Here is a 17,077-nt window from a genome sequence, read left to right on the forward strand (position 1 = left end):
AGCGACGCGCGCATTCTCTGATTGCTATCTGTTTGCCTGGAGCGTTCATGGGGGGCTCGCCGACGGTTACGATGCCCCTGTGCCGACAAAGCCGACTACGGGCGCGGAAGCTCGCGGAGCTGATCGAATCGCCGAGGGCGAGTCGCATCGCCGCTGGCTACCGCGCCCGTACGAGGACGGCGGTCAGGTGGTCGCGCTGCTGTTCGTCTGGCTGTCGTTGACCCCGACTCTGCTACCGCGCGGCCCGTTCTTCCAAGGAGTGCTGACGGGTGTCTCCGCCGCCATGGGCTACGGCGTCGGGGTCCTGCTCGCGAAATGGATTCGCGCCCTCCTCCAGCGGGAGATCTCACCGCGCACGCGAACGATCATGCGCAGAACGGTCTGGGTGATCGGCTCGGCCGGAACTCTGGTGATGCTCGTCTGGTTCCGGAGCTGGCAGTCGCAATTGCGAGAGTTGATGGATGCCGCGCCGTTCCCCGGATGGGGTTACCTGCTCACCGTGGCAGTGGCGGCGGTGTTCTTCGTCGGGCTGGTGGCATTGGTGCGAGTGCTCATCCGCACGACAGCGTGGATCGAGGGCAAAGTCAGCCGGGTGGTGCCGCGCCGGGTCTCCGCCTCGGTGATCAGTGTCGTGGCGGTCGTATTGCTGGTGCTGTTCGTCAACGGCGCTGCGGTGCGGGTGATCATGTCCGGGCTCAACGACAGCTTCGCCGCGGTGAATCAGGAGACCAAGGCCGGAGACGACCCTCCGGCCAGTCCGCTGCGCTCGGGTGGACCGGGCTCGTTGGTCAGCTGGGACTCGCTGGGCAGGCAGGGCCGCGCGTTCGTTTCCCGTGGTCCCACCGTGGCGGAACTGTCCGCGTTCAACGGTGGGCGTCCCGCCGTCGAGCCGATCCGCGCCTACGCGGGGCTGGCCAGTGGCGGCGAGACGATCGAGGAGGACGCGCGGCTGGCCGTGCGGGATCTCCAGCGCGCGGGTGGGTTCGACCGGGCCGTGATCGCGGTCGCCACCACCACCGGAACCGGATGGATCAACGAAAGTCTGTCCTCGTCACTGGAATACATGTACAACGGCGACACCGCCATCGTCGGGCTCCAGTACTCCTACCTGCCCAGCTGGCTGTCCTTCCTGGTGGACCGGGAACGGGCGCGGCAGGCCGGTGAAGCTCAGTTCGACGCGGTGTACGACATCTGGAAGGGCTTACCGCCCGAGACCCGCCCGAAGCTTGTCGTGATGGGGGAGAGCCTGGGGTCGTTCGGCGGCGAGAGCGCCTTCGGCGACATCGAGAACGTCGAAACGCGCAGCGACGGCGTGCTGTTCACCGGGCCGCCGAACGCCAACGAGATATGGACCGATGTCACCACCCATCGGGATCCGGGTTCACCGGAGTGGCTGCCGATCTACGAGCGCGGGCAGACCGTGCGATTCGGAGCTCGGGCCCCCGAGGACCTGCCACGGCCCGACGCGCCGTGGGAGCGTCCCCGGATGGTGTACCTGCAACACGCCTCGGACCCGATCGTCTGGTGGTCGCCGGAACTGATTCTGAGCAAGCCCGACTGGCTGCGCGAAGCTCGCGGTTACGACGTCCTCGACAGCACCCGCTGGTATCCGTTCGTGACCTTTCTTCAGGTCACCGCCGATATGGCGTTCTCCACGAGTGTGCCCGACGGCCACGGCCACACCTATGTCGTCGATATCGCGGACGCGTGGAGCGCGATTCTGCCACCCGAAGGCTGGACACCGGCCGACACGGATCGGCTGCGTGAGGTGCTTGCCGGAATCGGCGGTGACGGCTGACGAGCACCACCCGCCGTGGTTGCCGGATCGAAGCTGTTCCCTTATACCACCTGGGTGGAGCACACTGATTGTGCAGTCTTTCGGAATGTGAAGCGGTAACCGGACAGGTCGTCGATCCCCGAAGGAGTTCCTGTGAACGCATATCCGCAGATCGCGGAGCACGGCATCATCGGCGATCTGCAGACCGCGGCTCTGGTGTCCTCTACGGGAACCATCGACTGGTGGTGCGCACCGCGGTTCGATTCGCCCAGTGTCTTCGCCTCCCTGCTCGACAGCGAACGCGGCGGAAGCTGCCGAGTGAGCGCCGACCCAGTGGGAGAGCGGGTCACGATTCGTCAGCTCTACCTCTCCGATACCGCGATCCTGGTCACCCGGTTCATGGCCGAGGAAGGTGTGGGTGAGGTCATCGACTTCATGCACCCGATCGACAGTCCGCATGCCACCGACAGACACCGGCTGATGCGGATCGTCCGGGTCGTGCGGGGGACTCTGCCGTTCACGCTGTCCTGCCGCCCCCGCTTCGACTACGCCCGCGCGGCGCACGCGCTCACGATGCGCGATCCCACCTGGGCGACCTTCGAAGGTCCCGGTATCGACCTGCATCTGCAGGTGGCCGGCCCGCTGCGGCTGGAGCCTGAGAGCAACGACGTCTCGGCACGGTTCACCCTGTCCGAAGGGCAACTGGCGGTGATCGTGCTGAACACTGTGGATCGCGAAAGCCCCCCGCCCACCCCGCCCGAGCCCGAGGCCGCGGTGGCCGAGTTCGAGGACTGCCGGGAGTTCTGGCTGTCGTGGCTGCGCTCCTCCACCTATCGAGGACGGTGGCAGGACATGGTCAACCGATCGGCGATCACCCTGAAGCTGCTGACCTACGCTCCGACCGGGGCGCCGATCGCGGCGGCGACCATGGGGTTGCCCGAGCAGGTCGGTGGCGAGCGCAACTGGGACTACCGGTACACCTGGATCCGCGACGGCTCGCTGTCCGTGCGTGCCATGATCGACCTGGGCTTCACCGAGGAGGCGCGCGCATTCCGGCGATGGCTGCACGACCGGATCGACGCCGGCGGCACCGTCTCCGGCGAGCCATTGCAGATCATGTACCGCATCGACGGCGAACCGCGCCTCGACGAGGAGATCCTGCCCCATCTGGAGGGCTATCGGCGCTCGGGCCCTGTTCGAGTCGGAAATGCGGCCGCCGATCAGATCCAGCTCGACATCTACGGCGAGGTGGCCGACGCGTTGGCTCAGTCGTCCGATATCGGCACCATTTCCGGATGGCTGGCCTTCGCGAAGATGCTCGACTGGCTCACCGAGAACTGGGATCGTCCGGACGAGGGGATATGGGAGACTCGCGGCGGCCGACAGGACTTCACCTACAGCCGGTTGATGACCTGGGTCGCGTTCGAGCGCGGCATCACCCTCGCCCTCGAACACTCCAGACCGGCCGACATCGCCCGGTGGCGGAAAGCCCGAGACGAGGTGTTCACGCAGATCATCGAGCGGGGCTGGAGCACGAAGCGCCAAGCCTTCGTCCAGCACTTCACGACCGAGGTGCTCGACGCCTCGCTACTGCTGATGCCCCGTATGGGATTCCTGACTCCCACCGACCCGGCATGGTTGAGCACTCTCGACGCCATGGCTGAGGAGCTGGTCAGCGACAGTCTGGTCTACCGATATGATCCGGAAGCGTCCCCGGACGGTCTGCGTGGTTCGGAGGGCACATTCAACCTCTGCAGCTTCCTCTATGTGGAGGCACTGGCCCGAGCGGGACGACTGAACCAGGCCCGTTACGCGTTCGACAAGATGCTCACCTACGCCAACCATGTCGGGTTGTTCGCGGAGGAGATCGGCCCCTCCGGTGAGCAATTGGGCAACTTCCCGCAGGCCTTCACGCACTTGGCGCTGGTGGCCGCGGCGATCGCGCTGGACGAACAACTCGACCGCGCCGAAAAACGAGCGCGCCACCCCCGCTAGGCGACGTGGATGGCGGAGACAACCGAACTCACCCGCCCGCGCGGGGTGCTGCTCCCGCTCGCGTCGGCGCAGTTCATCTGCTCCTTCGCCGGCTCGAGTATGAACGTGATGATCTCCGACATCAGTACCGACCTGGACACCACGGTTCAGGGCGTCCAGGTCGCGATCACGCTGTTCCTGCTGGTGATGGCCGCGCTGATGATTCCCTGCGGCAAACTCACCGATCGATACGGTCGCAAGCGGTGCTTCGTGCTCGGGCTCACTCTCTACGGCATCGGCGCCGTGATCAGCGGACTCGCACCGAACCTGGGCTGGTTGATCCTGGGCAATTCGATTCTCGAGGGCATCGGCACCGCGCTGCTGATACCGCCTGTCTACATCCTCACCACTCTGCTGTTCACCGAGGTGACCTCGCGTGCGAAGGCATTCGGCGCCATCATGGCGATGGGTGGTATCGGCGCCGCCGCCGGGCCGCTGATCGGTGGTCTGATCACCTCCTGGTCGAGCTGGCGTGCGGCATTCGCCTTCCAGGCGTTGGTCATCCTCGCCATCATCGCGCTCAGCCGCCGCATCCTCGACCCGCTGCCGCCCAACGCCGATCGATCCTTCGACCTCACCGGCGCGGTGCTGTCGGCGGTCGGACTGATCATGCTGGTCACCGGAATCCTGGCCGCCGACGACGACTTCGTACTGATGGTCGTGCTGCTCACGCTCGGAGCGTTCGTGCTGACCCTGTTCTTCCTCTCCATCCGCGCGAAGGAACGCGCCGGCCGGGATCCCTTGCTGCCGACCCGCCTGTTCCGCAACCGCACCTCCAATCTCGGTCTGGTCACCCAGAACATCCAATGGCTGATGCTGATGGGAACCTCGTTCGTGGTTGCCGCTTACCTCCAGGTCGTGCGCGGCTACAACGCGATCCAGACCGGGGTGATCTTCACCGCGGCCACGGCGGGGTTGCTCCTCACCTCGTTGGCGGCCGAGCGATTCGCCCGGCGCCGCGCGCCGCGCACGCTCATCATGGCGGGCTTCGTGGTGACCATCGCGGGCGTCGGTCTGTTGCTGGCCATCGCGGGCCGGTCCGCGGTTCCGTGGGCTTCCGCGCCGGGCCTGTTCTTGATCGGCACCGGCCTCGGAATGATGCTGACTCCCTCGGTCACGGTGGTGCAGTCGAGCTTCGGCGAGGAACTGCAGGGCGAGATCTCCGGTTTGTCCCGCAGCGTGTCCAACCTCGGCTCCTCACTGGGAACCGCACTCGCCGGCACCATTCTCGTCGCGAACCTCACCGGACAGGCCTATGCCGCGGCCATGGTGACGATCGCCGCCCTGGGGTTCCTGGGGTTGGGCGCGGCGGCCATGCTGCCCGGCGGCACGATCCCCGCGGCCTCTGCCTCGGCCGCGGGGAAGAGCCATTGAGCGAGCCGGTTCAGACCCGGTCCGGTTGCCAGGTTGTCACCGCCCAGATGACGACCACGTCCAAGGCGATCACCGCGATCGACCACCACGGGTAGTAGGGCAGCCACAGAAAATTCCCCAGCAGTGACAGCGCGGCGAGCATCACCGCCACCACCCGCGCCCACGTGGCGCCGCCCATCAGGGCGAGCGCCGTCACGACGATGAGAATGCCGAGCACGAGGTGGATCCAGCCCCATGTCGTCGTGTTGAACTCGTAGATGTAATTCGGACCGGCGACCAGGATCTCGTCCTCGGCGATGGCGGAGATCCCTTGGAACGCCGACAGAAAGCCGACGGCCATCAACAGCACCGCGGCGCCGATCGACGTTCCGGCCGCGACGGCCTGCTGTACCGAACGGTCATCAGTTGTCGACATGGTCTGAAGCCTCTCTGTCGTTGGTGCGATATTGTCCTGCGCAGCGCCGAGCGGGCAGCGCACCGGCGATGCGACCAGCGGCGGAATCGGGCGAGTTCACCCGAGCCCTGGGTTGCGCCGTCAGCGTTCCGGCTGCCAGGTGGCCACGGCCCAGACGACCACGATGCTGAGTGCGATGACCAACAGCGACCACGCCGGGTAATAGGGCAGCGAGAGGAAATTCGCGACCATCACCAGTGCGGCGATGGCGATGGCGGCGTAGCGGCCCCAGGTGGTGCCGAACAACAGACCTGTGCCGCAGACCAGTCCGATGACACCGAGGGCTACGTGGATCCAGCCCCAGGTGGTCGTGTCGAATGCGTAGATGTAGTCGACTCCGGCGACGTATATCTCGTCGCCGGCGATGGCCACGGTGCCCTCGAGAATCGAGAGCGCGGCGAGGACCATCAGCATGATCGCCGCCACGAGAGAGATCCCGGTGGCGATGCTCTGTTTCTGCATGGGCTCCGCGGTCGGGGGCGCGGAGGTGTGCGATCGATAGGTCATGGCATACCTCTTCGTCTGACATGGACCGAACGGGATCGATGGTGACGGACCGAGGGCTTGGGCGGCATCATCCCTTCCAGGTGAGGTCAGAGCTGCGGATTCCACGTCGCGACAGCCCAGATCACCACGACGCTCAACACGATGGCCACGATCGACCACGCCGGGTAGTGCGGCAGCGCCAGGAAGTTCGCGACGATGACCACCGCCGCGATACCTGTCGCGGCGAACCGGCCCCATGTGGTTCCCAACATCAGGCCGAATGCGCAGATCACCGCGACCGCACCGATCAGGACATGGATCCACCCCCATTCCGCGACATCGAATGCATAGATGTAATCGACATCGGTGGTGTAGATGTCGCCGCCGACGAGCGCCGCGATTCCCTGGAGAACGGTGACCGCGGCCAATGCCAGCAGCATGGTCGCCGCGGCGAGAGAAATTCCGGCCGCGACATTTTCACGTCGGATCAGTTCTCGAACGGGCGCCGGGCCGGAAGACTGCGCACGCACCATGACGAACCTCTCGTCGAAGGGTCATCGTTGTCGAATCTACGCCATCTGTATCGATTCTGTGCACGTGGACGTCGTCTTTCTCGTATCACCCCCGACGGGTGGGGACACGACGGCCTACGGGTGCCGACACTGAACAATCGCGTGGTCGTCGCACGGGCCGATAAGCGGCGAGCGAAAACCAGGCCAGGAAAGACAGACGCCGTGTTCTCGACGAAAGTGCAGCCTCGTCGGCTGATCCCGACCGCTCTCGCGCCGGCGGCCGTCCGCGAGTGGGTAATGCACCGACGAGGAGGCGAGTCGTGGTCACCGACGAGAAGGCAGACGGCTTCGGCGGAGCGGACAACGACGATGAGTCCGGGTTCACCGTCGGGAGGACATGGACCGCCCGTCTGGCGTTCGTGTGCGCCACCGCTGCCGCGCTGACGCCGATACTGGCGGCGGGCTTGCGAGGGGCGGTGGGACTGCTCGTCGTCGGAGCCGGCGCGGTGACACTCGTCGTCGCGGCGCTCTACGGAGCGCTGATCAGACGGGGGGCATTGCGGTGGCTGTCATTGTCCATGGCAGTCATCGTTCCGATGATCGCTGTGGCGGCGTTCGTTCGCGCGCAGTTGTTGTGGGCGGTCGTCCTGACGGTGGTGTTAGTGCTGCTGTCCATCGCCTGCGCGCGGGCGGCACTGCGCCCGGACAACGCGGGGGACAGGATGCCGGAGTATCCCGTCGGCCAGCCCCGGCGGCCTTTCTTGATCATGAATCCACGCTCTGGCGGTGGCAAGGTCACCAAGTTCGACCTGCGGCGCAGAGCCGAAGCGCTGGGCGCCGAGGTGGTACTGCTCGAGGGGCCGGACACCATGGATGTCGAGGCGATCGCGCGGGAGGCTGTCGGGCGGGGAGCGGATCTGCTCGGTGTGGCAGGCGGCGACGGGACGCAGGCGCTGGTGGCGGGAGTCGCGGCAGAATGCGGCCTGCCGTTCCTGGTGATCAGCGCGGGCACCCGCAACCACTTCGCCATGGACCTCGGCCTGGACCGTGCCGATCCCGCCGCGGCGCTGACCGCGCTCACCGACGGTGTGGAGCTGCGGATCGATCTTGCCCGGATCAACGGGCGCCCCTTCGTCAACAACGCCTCCTTCGGCGTCTACGCCGAGATCGTGAAAGATCCCGCCTATCGGGACGACAAGACCGCGACAGTGCTCGCACAGCTGCCGGATCTGCTGTCCGGCCATACCGGGGCACGGCTGACCGCCGAGGTCGGCGGGACGAAGATCGTCGGACCGCAGGCGATCCTGGTGAGCAACAACCCGTACAGCACCGGCGACCTGGCCGGTTCGAGTCGTCGCGACCGACTGGATCGCGGTGTGCTGGGTGTCGTGACCGTGTCGGTGACCAGTACACGGGCCGCCATCGGCTTGTTGCGCCGTACCCGGACCCGCGGCCTCACCCAGTACAGCGCGACCTCGGTGACGATCGAGGCCGACAGCAGCCGTATTCCGGTCGGCGTCGACGGTGAATCACTGCTGCTCGACACCCCCGTGCGATGCGTCATCGAACCCGCAGCCCTTCGTGTTCGCGTGCCGAGGACCAGGCCGCCCGTACACCGTTCGGCACCCGCCGTCGACTGGGTGCGGCTGCGGGAACTGGCGGGTTTCCGTCGCGAACCACACGGCCACGCCGTCCGGGCGCCACACGCCGGATGAGTCGTTCGGGATCAGGATGCGAGAATCCGGGCCTTCTCCGATTCGAATTCCGATTCGGTGAGCACGCCCTGCGCTTTCAGATCCGCCAGTTCTTTCAACGCGGATATGCGATCCGGCTTCACGGCGGTCGGCGGCATCGAGCAAGCCGGAAGCGGCCTCGGCGAACAGGGTGACGTCGATATCGCCCATCCGGCGGACGATCGGCGGGGAATTCGATCACCAGATAGTCGACGGGACCTGATATGTCGACATCGAACTCGGTCACGAGCCACCTTCTTTCGTCACGAAAAGATCTACGCGACAGACGGGGGCTGCACTCCGATCGGCCACACCATGGCCGGAACTCGACGGGATCGCTGAGCATGAGAAAATCAACGACCAGCATGGCCGATGTTAATGTGAACTGAAGTGCACGCCGCCCGGCGCAGTTGCTCGCCATCGCTCACCAACCGCTCGACGATTTCATTCGCACGTTTCAGCCGCGACGAGGATGAGGCATGTCGATGGATTCCGCCAGTTCCGGCAGCGAGAACGCGGCTGCGCTGACCACCGGCGAACGTGCCGAACTCGAACGCCTTCGCGCCGAACTCGCGGAACTGCGGGCGGCCGGGCCCCGCGCGACAGCACCGGATGGACGGCATCGGTGGCGTTGGTTCGCGGTCCTTCTCTTGTCGGTGCTGATCGCTGTTCTCGCGATCACCTCGGTGCTGTCGCGATACGCTCGCTCGGAGATCCTGGATACGGACCGATATCTGGCGACAGTGGCTCCGCTGGCCACAAATCCCGCGCTGCAGAAAGAGATATCGGCGAAGATCAGCGACGCAATCCTGGCCCGGATCGACGTGGAGAGCATCACCGCGGACGCGCTGGCCGCGGTGACCGAATCGGTGCCCGCGGTGCAGAACCGGCCACGAATCGATCGCGCGATCGAAGGTCTGGCACCGGTCATCGCTCGGCAAGCGCAGGACTTCGTCGACGAGACTGTGGGTTCGTTCGTGCACAGCGAGCAGTTCGAAGACCTGTGGTTGCAGGCCAATCGCACCGCCCACACCGCGCTGGTGGCGGTGGCGACCGGTCGAGCCGCGCCCGAATCGGTGAACATCGACGAGAGCGGGACGGTGACGTTGTCGCTGGGACCGATGATCGAGAATGTGAAAGCGCGACTGATCGACCGCGGCTTCACCTTCGCCGAGAAGCTCCCGGTGGTCGACGAACAATTCGTCCTGTTCCGGTCGCCCGAGCTGGTCAGGGCCCAACGCGCGATCGACAATCTCGACAGAGCCGCGACCGTGCTGCCGTGGATCACGATCGCGGCCGCCGTCGCGGCTGTCGCCGTAGCCCCCGCGGGCCGCCGTCGCCGCGCTCTCGCCGTGGTCGGACTCGCGACAGCGGTGGGAATGCTCGTCCTGGCTCTGGTCGTGCTCATCACCCGGGCGATGTACCTGGACCGTGTTCCGGCCGATGTCCTGGCCCCCGATGCGGCACGCGCGATCATCGATACCGTGCTCACACCGCTGCGGACCTCGCTGCGCGCGGTGGCGGCGGCCGGTGGCGTCATCGCGATCGCCGCCTATCTCGCCGGTGATTCGTCCTCGGCGGTGGCGGTACGACGCGGCTTCGGGCGGGGCATGGACGCCATCGCCGCGGGACTTCGGCGCTCCCGGCCGCCGAAGAGGGTGCACATGGCGATCCACCGCCTCCGTAACCCCCTGCGCTGGTCGATCGTCGCCGTCGCCGCCGCGCTGCTCATGTTCTGGTCGTATCCGACCGGGCTGGTGGTCGTGGGGATCGCGCTCGGCGCACTGCTGGCGCTGCTCGCACTCGAGTTGCTGATGCTTCCGGCCCGTACGGAACGACCCCGCACGGAACGACCCCGCACGGAACGACAATGAGTGCCCGCCGAGACGTTCCGTCGTTCCACATCGACCAGGTTCACCAGCCCGACCAGGAACCGGTCGTGCGACTCCTCGATGATCAGGCCGCCCTGCCCGGCGTCGTTCGTATGCGTCGCTGGGTCCGCGACGCGCTGGCCGTACGGCCGGGGGAGACGGCGGTGGATCTCGGTTGCGGCACCGGCAGCGAGGTCGTGGAGCTGGCCCGGCTGGTCGGGGAGGCCGGGCGGGCGATCGGCATCGATCCGAACCCGTCGATGCTCGCCCTGGCGAGGGAGCGCGCGGGCCGGGCGCGCGCCGAATTCGTCGAGGGATCGGCCTATGCGCTGCCGGTGCCCGCGGAATCCGTCGATGTCCTGCGCTGCGAACGGGTGTATCAGCATCTCGACCACCCGGCCCGGGCCACCACCGAGATCGCCCGGGTGATGCGGTCCGGCGGGCGGGTGGCCTTGGTGGACAGCGACTGGTCGACAACGATCTTCCATCCGGGGGATCCGCAGGTTCTCGCGGCGCTGCGGGATCGGATGGACTCGGCCATCCCGAACCCGCGCTCAGGCCGCCGATTGCGCGGTCGACTGGTCGAGGCGGGTTTCGTGATCGACGACATCGGCTCCGAAGCCGTCGTCTGGGATCCGGTGACGGTGCTGCCGATGTGTACGGCCATCGCCGACAGTGGTGTCACGGACGGCGTCGTCACCGTCGAGCAGCGCGATCGCCTGATCGCCGATGTCGAACGCGGGATCGCGGCGGGCGACTACCACTTCTCGGTGACGATGTTCGCCGTGATCGCCCACAAGCCCTGACCCTCGCGCGGAGTCAGTGCCGTCGCGGTGACGCGGGCAGTCGACCCGCCGACGACGTTCCTGGCGTCTCCACCCGATCCGCCTGCGCCAGCGCGGACATGATCCGCTCCACGAGTTCGTCGAGTCGCTGTTGATGGGCGCCCGCCCAGTAGAGCCGGTCGCAGCCGGTGCATCGACGGAAGGTGTCGTGGTAGCGGCGGGTCAGCGGTGGAAGCCGGTCGAGGATGTCGTCCTTCGCCACGTCGCTCAGGGCGTGACCGCAGCGCAGGCAGCGGGTGAACGGTGCGAGATGGTCGGCCAGGTCCAACCTGCCGATCACTTCGACGACCTGCTCGACCGGATGCTCTGCCCGTACGAAGACACCGTGGGTGACGATGCGGCGCGCCAGCAACCGGCGGTCGCGGGTGAGCAGAATGCGGTGGTCGGTGGCGGAAATCTCGGCCAGATGAGCGTCCTCGGCCTCGAATTCGCAGCGGACGTCGAGCCCCATCAGCCGCAGCAGTCGTGCGAGTCCACCGAGATTGACGTCGACGAGCAGTCGGGGTTCACGCAGCGGGCGCGGTCGCACCCGGGTCAGCGTGGCGATATCGAGGCTTTCGAACACCGGGTAGACGGCGAGCCGGTCGCCGGGGCACGGACGGTGCTCGAAGCCGACCGATTCGCCGTTCACCAGCAGCAGGTCGATCTCGGTGTGCGGAATGCCGGCGGCCTCGACGATGTCCTTGACCGTCTGGTGGGGCTGCACCGGCCTCGACAGCACCGAACGGCGTTCCCGCGGCGGCAGGAAATCGTCGAGTTCGGCGTACACGCGCATCTCGACAGTGCCCGCATCGGTCGAGAAAGCGGCGGTGTCAGGGTTCGTCCGCTCACCGACGTCGTCGACGATGTCGGTCCGCATGACCGGCCCTCGACGCGGCGCCCCCCACGGCTGGAAGCCGTTCACGACCTCGGAGTCTACCGGTGACGCCGCGCTGTCGGACAGGTTGCCGACGGTTTGCGCCGACAGGTCGGGGTACCCGCCGGGGACGCCGCCGAAGCGATGATGCTCCGACCGGCGCAGGCGTGGCCGTGAGAGTGTTTCTGCTCACGGCCACGTCGTCCACAAGCGTTTGCCGGTGCGGGGTGACGAGCACCATTCGACAGCTTGACGTTCTCAGCGGGTGGTACCCGATGTGAAATGACGGGGGTCGGACGGACGGCTCGATATGGAGAATTTTGATTTCCACAGTAATGATCTCGGCGCTACCGAGGAGTTCCTCATCAGCGCTTACAGCCCGACGCGTATCGGCAATGACAGCCCATCGCAGTCCAGCGCGCGGATCCGCCGCAATGTCCTCGGCCCGATCAGCGTGGATCGACTCGACCTCGGCTTCGACATGCGCTACAGCACCGAGCCGCTGAACAAGCTGTGTCTGTGCGCCGTGCGAACCGGTGCGATCGAGGACGCGGACGGGGAGTCCGGCGCCGGGGTGTTCGGGCCGGGCGAGATCGGGTTGCTGACACCGCCGGACCTACCCTTCGCCGGGGTCGTCCGATCGGCGAGCTACAGCATCACCATGTTCGATCCGGCGCTGCTCGATCGGGTCGCCTCGACCGCGGACCAGGCGACACCTCCGCGGTTCATCGGGCATCGTCCCGTCGATCCGGCGGCCGGGAGGCGCCTGATACACGTGATCGATCACATCCAGGATCTCGCCGCTGATCCCGCCGCCGCGGGCAGCGAGCTGGCAGCCGCGGCCGCCGCGGACTACCTCGCTGTGACCGTACTCGGGACCATGCCGACCACCGCGCTGCTGGAACCGACCGCCACGGACCGCAACGACGCGCACCCGGACGCCGTGCGGCGTGCGATCGCCTACATCGAGACACACCTGCGCGAGGACATCACCCTCACCGATATCTCCGCCGCCGCGTATGTGACCCCTCGGGCGCTGCAACTCGCCTTCCGGCGTCATCTGGACACCACTCCGCTGGCATATCTGCGCAGTCTGCGTCTGGCGGCGGCCCATGAGCAATTGGTGGCCGCCGATCCCGGCGACGGGACGACGGTCACCGGGATCGCCTGGGAATGGGGCTTCACCCACCCCGGCCGGTTCGCCATCGCCTATCGCGGTCGCTACGGGCGAGCACCACGTTCGACTCTGCGGAGCTGAATCACGTCGTCCGGTGACCGGGTGACGCGGTGTTGCCCGGGCGAAGTCTTCGTTTTCTGTCCTGACCGCGCGCGAATAGGTTCCTGATCGGACTGACCCGCCCGGCTCGCCACTGCAAAGCTGGAAGAAGTGCTCGCGGACCGATGCCCGGCCGGCCCGATGATGCCCACGGACCGGTCCAGGCATTGGAGGCGGTAATGACAGGAGAGATGGCTATCGGAGACAGAGCAGCGAACGACATCCCACGACGGGCCGATCCGTACCTCGGGATCGAGGCCGCACTGGCGGAACTGGCGCAGACGCCGTCGAGCAGCGAAGCGGCTCGGGTGTTGCGTCAACAGCTCATCAGCCGCTGCCTGCCGCTGGCCGAGCACATCGCGCGCCGATACACCGGCCGCGGCGCGACCTATGACGATCTGTTCCAGACAGCGAACTCGGCACTGGCGTCGTCGATAGATCGATTCGATCCGGGCCTCGGCCAGCCCTTCGTGGCGTTCGCGGTGCCGACCGTTCTGGGTGCGGTGCGCCGGCGCTACCGGGAACCCACCTTCGCGCTGGGGCTCGCGCGAAGTGTCCAGGAGTTCCAGGTGCTGATCAGGCCGACGGTGGACGCGATGACGCGTCGGCTGGCACGCGTCCCCACCGCGATGGAGATCGCCGTACAACTGGATGTGGACCTGCTGGAAGTGACCCGCGCACTGCTGGCGGGCTACAGCCGTCGCATCGGCGCCGCGGCGCCGGATATCACCGATGAGGTCGTCGACGATTCGGAATACGAGGTCGACGACTCGGAATACGAGGTCATGGAAAAACTGGTCGCAGCCCGGTTGCTGGCCGAACTGTCCGAGGCCGAACGCTGGGTGGTGTATCTGCGGTTCTTCCGACACCAGCCGCATACGCAGATCGCCGAGCAATTGGGCATCTCACCGATGCAGGTCTCCCGGCTGCTGTCGAGCGCGCTCGCCGGAATCCGGGAGACAGGGCTGCGACCGGAAGCGCTGTGACCGGAGAGCGGAGCCGTCGCGGCCGAAGCCGGGCCGGGCAAGACCGTCGCGGTGGTCGGTGACGGCGTGGTCGGGCTGCTGGTGACCCCGGCCGCGGCGCGGCGCGCCACCAGGGTCCTGCTCACACCCTGACCGGTCCGAGTTCGGCGGGAATCGTTTCCGGCCGCTCCACCCAGGCAGCCGACGAGTACTGCGCGGTTGTGCCGCACGGCATCGTGTCCGGCGGAATTGTGTCCGGTGACATAGACGCCACGGCGATTCGCACACGCGGCGCGCCGAGCGAAACGGCTAGGCTGCCACACGCCCGACGGGTGCATCTTCGATCCCGTTCTCGTTCTCCGCCGAAACGAAAGCGCCGCGATCATGGTCGATGAGCACCCCGTGTCCCTGTCCGTTCGCATGATCGTCACCACCGTGCTGGCCGCCATCGTGACCGCCCCAGCTCTCGTGCTGCCTGTCCCGGCGATCGCTGCCGTCGAAACGACCGCCTGTGGCGCACCGCTCGGCGCGGCGGACGTCGCGGAAATCGTCGAGCTCTCCGACATCTCCGACGTCGCCGACGGGTCGACCGGCCCCACTCTCGATCGCTTGGAGGCCGCGGTCGAACGACATCGCCGTATCACCGAGATCCTGGTCGAGCATCGGGATCGACGTGGACTGCTCGCGCTGGGGCTCGATGCCGTCGAGCGGTCGGCGGTGATGCCGCTGCAACGCGATGCGGCCGCGTTCGACGATCCGGAGTGGGCGCACCGGATCAGCCTCGACTTGCTGCTGCGCTTCCTGCGCAACGTGCACGCCGAGTTCACCGGCGCGCCGACCGATCCCCAGTGGACCCACTACTTCGACCTCACCCGCCGCTGTGAACTCTCCGCGGCCCGGGTGGCGATGGCCGGATACAACGCCCACCTCACCGTCGACCTCGCCGAGGCGGTGGCCGCGACCCGCGCCACCCCGGCGAACGCCGCCGACTATTTCCGGATCGTGGATGCCATCGCCGCCGACGGGTTCCTCATCATCGACCTCACCAAGGCGATCTACGGAGCCGATCTCGGCCCGCTGTGGCGGTTCTATTTCCTCGGCGAAGGTCTCGACGCGGCGCTGGGCGCCGGGGTCGCCACCGGACCACTGCTGCGTCTGGCCGACGCGGGAGCCAATGTGATCATCTTCGGAAACGGCCTGGCCCTGCAGGATCCGGCTCTGCAACCCGCCGTTCGCGCCGAGATCGATCTGCTGTGGCGCTCCGTGGACGGCGCCTTCGATGTCCTCGCGGCGCTCGGCGGTCTGTGAACCTCGCGACCATGCACAGCTCACCCAGCCGTATGGAACCTTCCGGTGGCAACCGCGCAAAAGGCGAAGTTCGGGTAGGTATGCGAAAGGGACTTTCGGCACTCGTCAGGGGTTTGCCCGGCGAGCAGACTTCGCTTGTGGGGACATGTGCCGATCGAAGTGACCGTCCCCGCTGAACCACAAATTTGCGCCATCTATCCAGGAGGATGAGATGAAGTACGTGGTTTCGTGGCAATACCGTTGGAATGGCACCGCAAGCGAAAACGAGGCGAGTATCCAGCGCGCGCTGGAAGCGTTCGCCCACTGGAAGCCCGCTGCCGGCACGACATACCATCAATTCGTGGGCCGGCTGGACGGCACAGGCGGATTCGCAGTGGTCGAGACCGATGATCCGCACGAGTTGGCCGATGCTCCCGGCAAATTCGGCTTCATTGCCGATTACCAGATCTACCCTGTGGTCGACATCATGGAATCGATACAGGCAGCCCAGGAGGGTGTGGAATTCCGTAAGAGCCTGGGCTGATTCGCTTCCCATTTCGACATACCGAGGATTGCACGCCGTCTCGCCTGCAGACCGTGCCGGCCGCCGCGGCGTGCAATCCGGTCAGGGCTTCGCCACGTACGGCCAGGACGGTGCGGGTCACTGCCGGAACCCCGTATGCTTGAGGATGGCAGTGGCCAGTTTCTCGTGCACCTCGGGCGGCAAGGTGTGGCCCATGCCCGCCACGATCATCAGTCGCGCATCCGGGATCTGCTCGGCGATGAGCGCGCCGTGGCCGGGTTTGACCGGCTCGTGGCTGCCCTCGATGACCAGGGTGGGTGCTGTGATCCGGTGCAGCGCACCGACCGGTTCGAAGTCGGGGCAGGCCGCCGCGGCGAGGCGGTGGTTGGCTACCGCGGACAGGTCGCGGGCCCGATCGTGAATCCTTTCCTGCAACAGGCGCGCGGCAGTCTCGTCGAAGGGCAGTCCGGTGCCGTGCAGTACCCGCTGCTCGGCGATCATGCCTTCGATCCGGGCGGACCGGTCTGCCGGTGGCGTGGTGGTGATCAGTTCGCGGAAAAAGGTCACGAATTCCGCTGTCGGCTCGGGCAGGCTGCCCGCGGGCTGCGGTTGTCCCAACAGTGCCCGCATGATCACCTGGCCTTCCCCGCCGCCGAGGGCCGACGATCCTATGACGGTCAGTGAGCGGACCCGTTCCGGCTGTTCCACCGCGATGAACTGGGCGAGCAGCCCGCCTGCGGAGTGCGCCACCAGGTGCGCGCTGTCCAGGCCGTGGGCATCGAGTACGCGATAGACGTCGTTCTTGATGTCGTGCCAGGTGTAGGGATCGGTGGCGAAGTCGAAGGTTTCCGACATACCGGTGTCCCGGTGGTCGTAGCGGATCACCCGGCGCCCACCGGCGACGAGGCGGTCGACGAATTCTTCGGGCCACAGGATGCCCTGCGACATCGACCCCATGATCAACAGGATCGGCGCGTCCGTCTCGGCGCCGAATTCCTCACTCCAGATGGTCGCTTCACGCATGTGTCGTACTTCCTCTTGTCTCGATGGTGCAGGCTCGCGAGCCGCCGCGTCGCATTCACGT

General features: G+C 66.7%; 16 protein-coding genes and 1 pseudogene. 10 read left to right on the plus strand and 7 right to left on the minus strand.

What is annotated here, in order from left to right; translation table 11 throughout:
• Nucleotides 1–187 precede the first annotated feature (187 nt).
• The 3 genes from IU449_RS03920 (at nucleotide 188) to IU449_RS03930 (ending at nucleotide 5,185) form a co-directional block, all read left to right on the plus strand.
• Nucleotides 188–1,798 (plus strand): alpha/beta hydrolase, encoded by a 1,611-nt coding sequence (locus IU449_RS03920; protein WP_195002294.1) that lies wholly within the window; start codon nucleotides 188–190, stop codon nucleotides 1,796–1,798.
• 132 nt (nucleotides 1,799–1,930) lie between these two features.
• Nucleotides 1,931–3,772, plus strand: a complete 1,842-nt coding sequence (locus tag IU449_RS29610; protein ID WP_195000576.1) for a glycoside hydrolase family 15 protein — start codon at nucleotides 1,931–1,933, stop codon at nucleotides 3,770–3,772.
• Between the two features lie 9 nt (nucleotides 3,773–3,781).
• Nucleotides 3,782–5,185 (plus strand): MFS transporter, encoded by a 1,404-nt coding sequence (locus IU449_RS03930; RefSeq protein ID WP_195000577.1) that lies wholly within the window; start codon nucleotides 3,782–3,784, stop codon nucleotides 5,183–5,185.
• Between the two features lie 10 nt (nucleotides 5,186–5,195).
• Here IU449_RS03930 and IU449_RS03935 read toward each other — a convergent pair whose 3' ends face one another.
• The 3 genes from IU449_RS03935 to IU449_RS03945 form a co-directional block, all read right to left on the minus strand.
• Nucleotides 5,196–5,600 carry a DUF7144 family membrane protein gene (locus tag IU449_RS03935; protein WP_195000578.1) on the minus strand — a complete coding sequence of 135 codons (405 nt, stop codon included), beginning with the start codon at nucleotides 5,598–5,600 and terminating at the stop codon, nucleotides 5,196–5,198.
• A 120-nt stretch (nucleotides 5,601–5,720) separates the two neighbouring features.
• The gene (locus tag IU449_RS03940) at nucleotides 5,721–6,146 is read right to left on the minus strand and encodes a DUF7144 family membrane protein (RefSeq protein ID WP_228803685.1); all 426 of its coding nucleotides are present in this window, start codon (nucleotides 6,144–6,146) and stop codon (nucleotides 5,721–5,723) included.
• 86 nt (nucleotides 6,147–6,232) lie between these two features.
• Entirely contained in the window at nucleotides 6,233–6,658 is a 426-nt protein-coding gene (locus tag IU449_RS03945) for a DUF7144 family membrane protein (RefSeq protein ID WP_195000579.1), read from the minus strand.
• 389 nt (nucleotides 6,659–7,047) lie between these two features.
• Between IU449_RS03945 and IU449_RS03950 the strand changes: the two genes are divergently transcribed.
• Nucleotides 7,048–8,352 carry a diacylglycerol/lipid kinase family protein gene (locus tag IU449_RS03950; protein WP_195002296.1) on the plus strand — a complete coding sequence of 435 codons (1,305 nt, stop codon included), beginning with the start codon at nucleotides 7,048–7,050 and terminating at the stop codon, nucleotides 8,350–8,352.
• 11 nt (nucleotides 8,353–8,363) lie between these two features.
• Here the strand turns inward: IU449_RS03950 and IU449_RS29780 are convergent, their stop codons facing one another.
• Together IU449_RS29780 and IU449_RS29785 are read right to left on the minus strand one after the other, a co-directional pair.
• Nucleotides 8,364–8,489 (minus strand): SHOCT domain-containing protein, encoded by a 126-nt coding sequence (locus IU449_RS29780; RefSeq protein WP_195000580.1) that lies wholly within the window; start codon nucleotides 8,487–8,489, stop codon nucleotides 8,364–8,366.
• A pseudogene (locus IU449_RS29785) lies at nucleotides 8,461–8,617 on the minus strand (DUF1269 domain-containing protein); the annotation flags it as partial. The gene IU449_RS29780 and the pseudogene IU449_RS29785, both read right to left, overlap by 29 nt.
• A 232-nt stretch (nucleotides 8,618–8,849) precedes the next feature.
• On the opposite strand from IU449_RS29785, the gene IU449_RS03960 reads away from it, so the two are divergent.
• Together IU449_RS03960 and IU449_RS03965 are read left to right on the plus strand one after the other, a co-directional pair.
• The gene (locus IU449_RS03960) at nucleotides 8,850–10,244 is read left to right on the plus strand and encodes a hypothetical protein (protein WP_195000581.1); all 1,395 of its coding nucleotides are present in this window, start codon (nucleotides 8,850–8,852) and stop codon (nucleotides 10,242–10,244) included.
• The gene (locus IU449_RS03965; protein WP_195000582.1) at nucleotides 10,241–11,047 is read left to right on the plus strand and encodes a methyltransferase domain-containing protein; all 807 of its coding nucleotides are present in this window, start codon (nucleotides 10,241–10,243) and stop codon (nucleotides 11,045–11,047) included. Before IU449_RS03960 ends, IU449_RS03965 begins: the two co-directional genes overlap by 4 nt.
• Before the next feature lie 13 nt (nucleotides 11,048–11,060).
• On the opposite strand, the gene IU449_RS03970 is transcribed toward IU449_RS03965, so the two are convergent.
• Nucleotides 11,061–11,861 (minus strand): Mut7-C ubiquitin/RNAse domain-containing protein, encoded by an 801-nt coding sequence (locus tag IU449_RS03970; RefSeq protein WP_228804110.1) that lies wholly within the window; start codon nucleotides 11,859–11,861, stop codon nucleotides 11,061–11,063.
• A gap of 391 nt (nucleotides 11,862–12,252) precedes the next feature.
• Between IU449_RS03970 and IU449_RS03975 the strand changes: the two genes are divergently transcribed.
• The 4 genes from IU449_RS03975 to IU449_RS03990 all read left to right on the plus strand — a co-directional run bounded on the left by IU449_RS03975 (nucleotide 12,253) and on the right by IU449_RS03990 (nucleotide 16,014).
• Entirely contained in the window at nucleotides 12,253–13,200 is a 948-nt protein-coding gene (locus tag IU449_RS03975; protein ID WP_195000583.1) for a helix-turn-helix transcriptional regulator, read from the plus strand.
• Between the two features lie 209 nt (nucleotides 13,201–13,409).
• Nucleotides 13,410–14,204 carry a sigma-70 family RNA polymerase sigma factor gene (locus tag IU449_RS03980; RefSeq protein ID WP_195000584.1) on the plus strand — a complete coding sequence of 265 codons (795 nt, stop codon included), beginning with the start codon at nucleotides 13,410–13,412 and terminating at the stop codon, nucleotides 14,202–14,204.
• Nucleotides 14,205–14,603: 399 nt separating this feature from the next.
• A complete protein-coding gene (locus tag IU449_RS03985; RefSeq protein WP_195002298.1) occupies nucleotides 14,604–15,491 on the plus strand; it encodes a DUF5995 family protein in 888 nt (295 codons plus the stop codon).
• 211 nt (nucleotides 15,492–15,702) lie between these two features.
• Nucleotides 15,703–16,014 (plus strand): DUF3303 domain-containing protein, encoded by a 312-nt coding sequence (locus tag IU449_RS03990; RefSeq protein ID WP_195000585.1) that lies wholly within the window; start codon nucleotides 15,703–15,705, stop codon nucleotides 16,012–16,014.
• A 117-nt stretch (nucleotides 16,015–16,131) separates the two neighbouring features.
• Here IU449_RS03990 and IU449_RS03995 read toward each other — a convergent pair whose 3' ends face one another.
• The gene (locus tag IU449_RS03995) at nucleotides 16,132–17,016 is read right to left on the minus strand and encodes an alpha/beta fold hydrolase (protein ID WP_195000586.1); all 885 of its coding nucleotides are present in this window, start codon (nucleotides 17,014–17,016) and stop codon (nucleotides 16,132–16,134) included.
• Nucleotides 17,017–17,077 lie beyond the last annotated feature (61 nt).

The organism is Nocardia higoensis (assembly GCF_015477835.1).
In the GTDB taxonomy this organism is placed as follows: Bacteria; Actinomycetota; Actinomycetes; order Mycobacteriales; family Mycobacteriaceae; genus Nocardia; species Nocardia higoensis_A.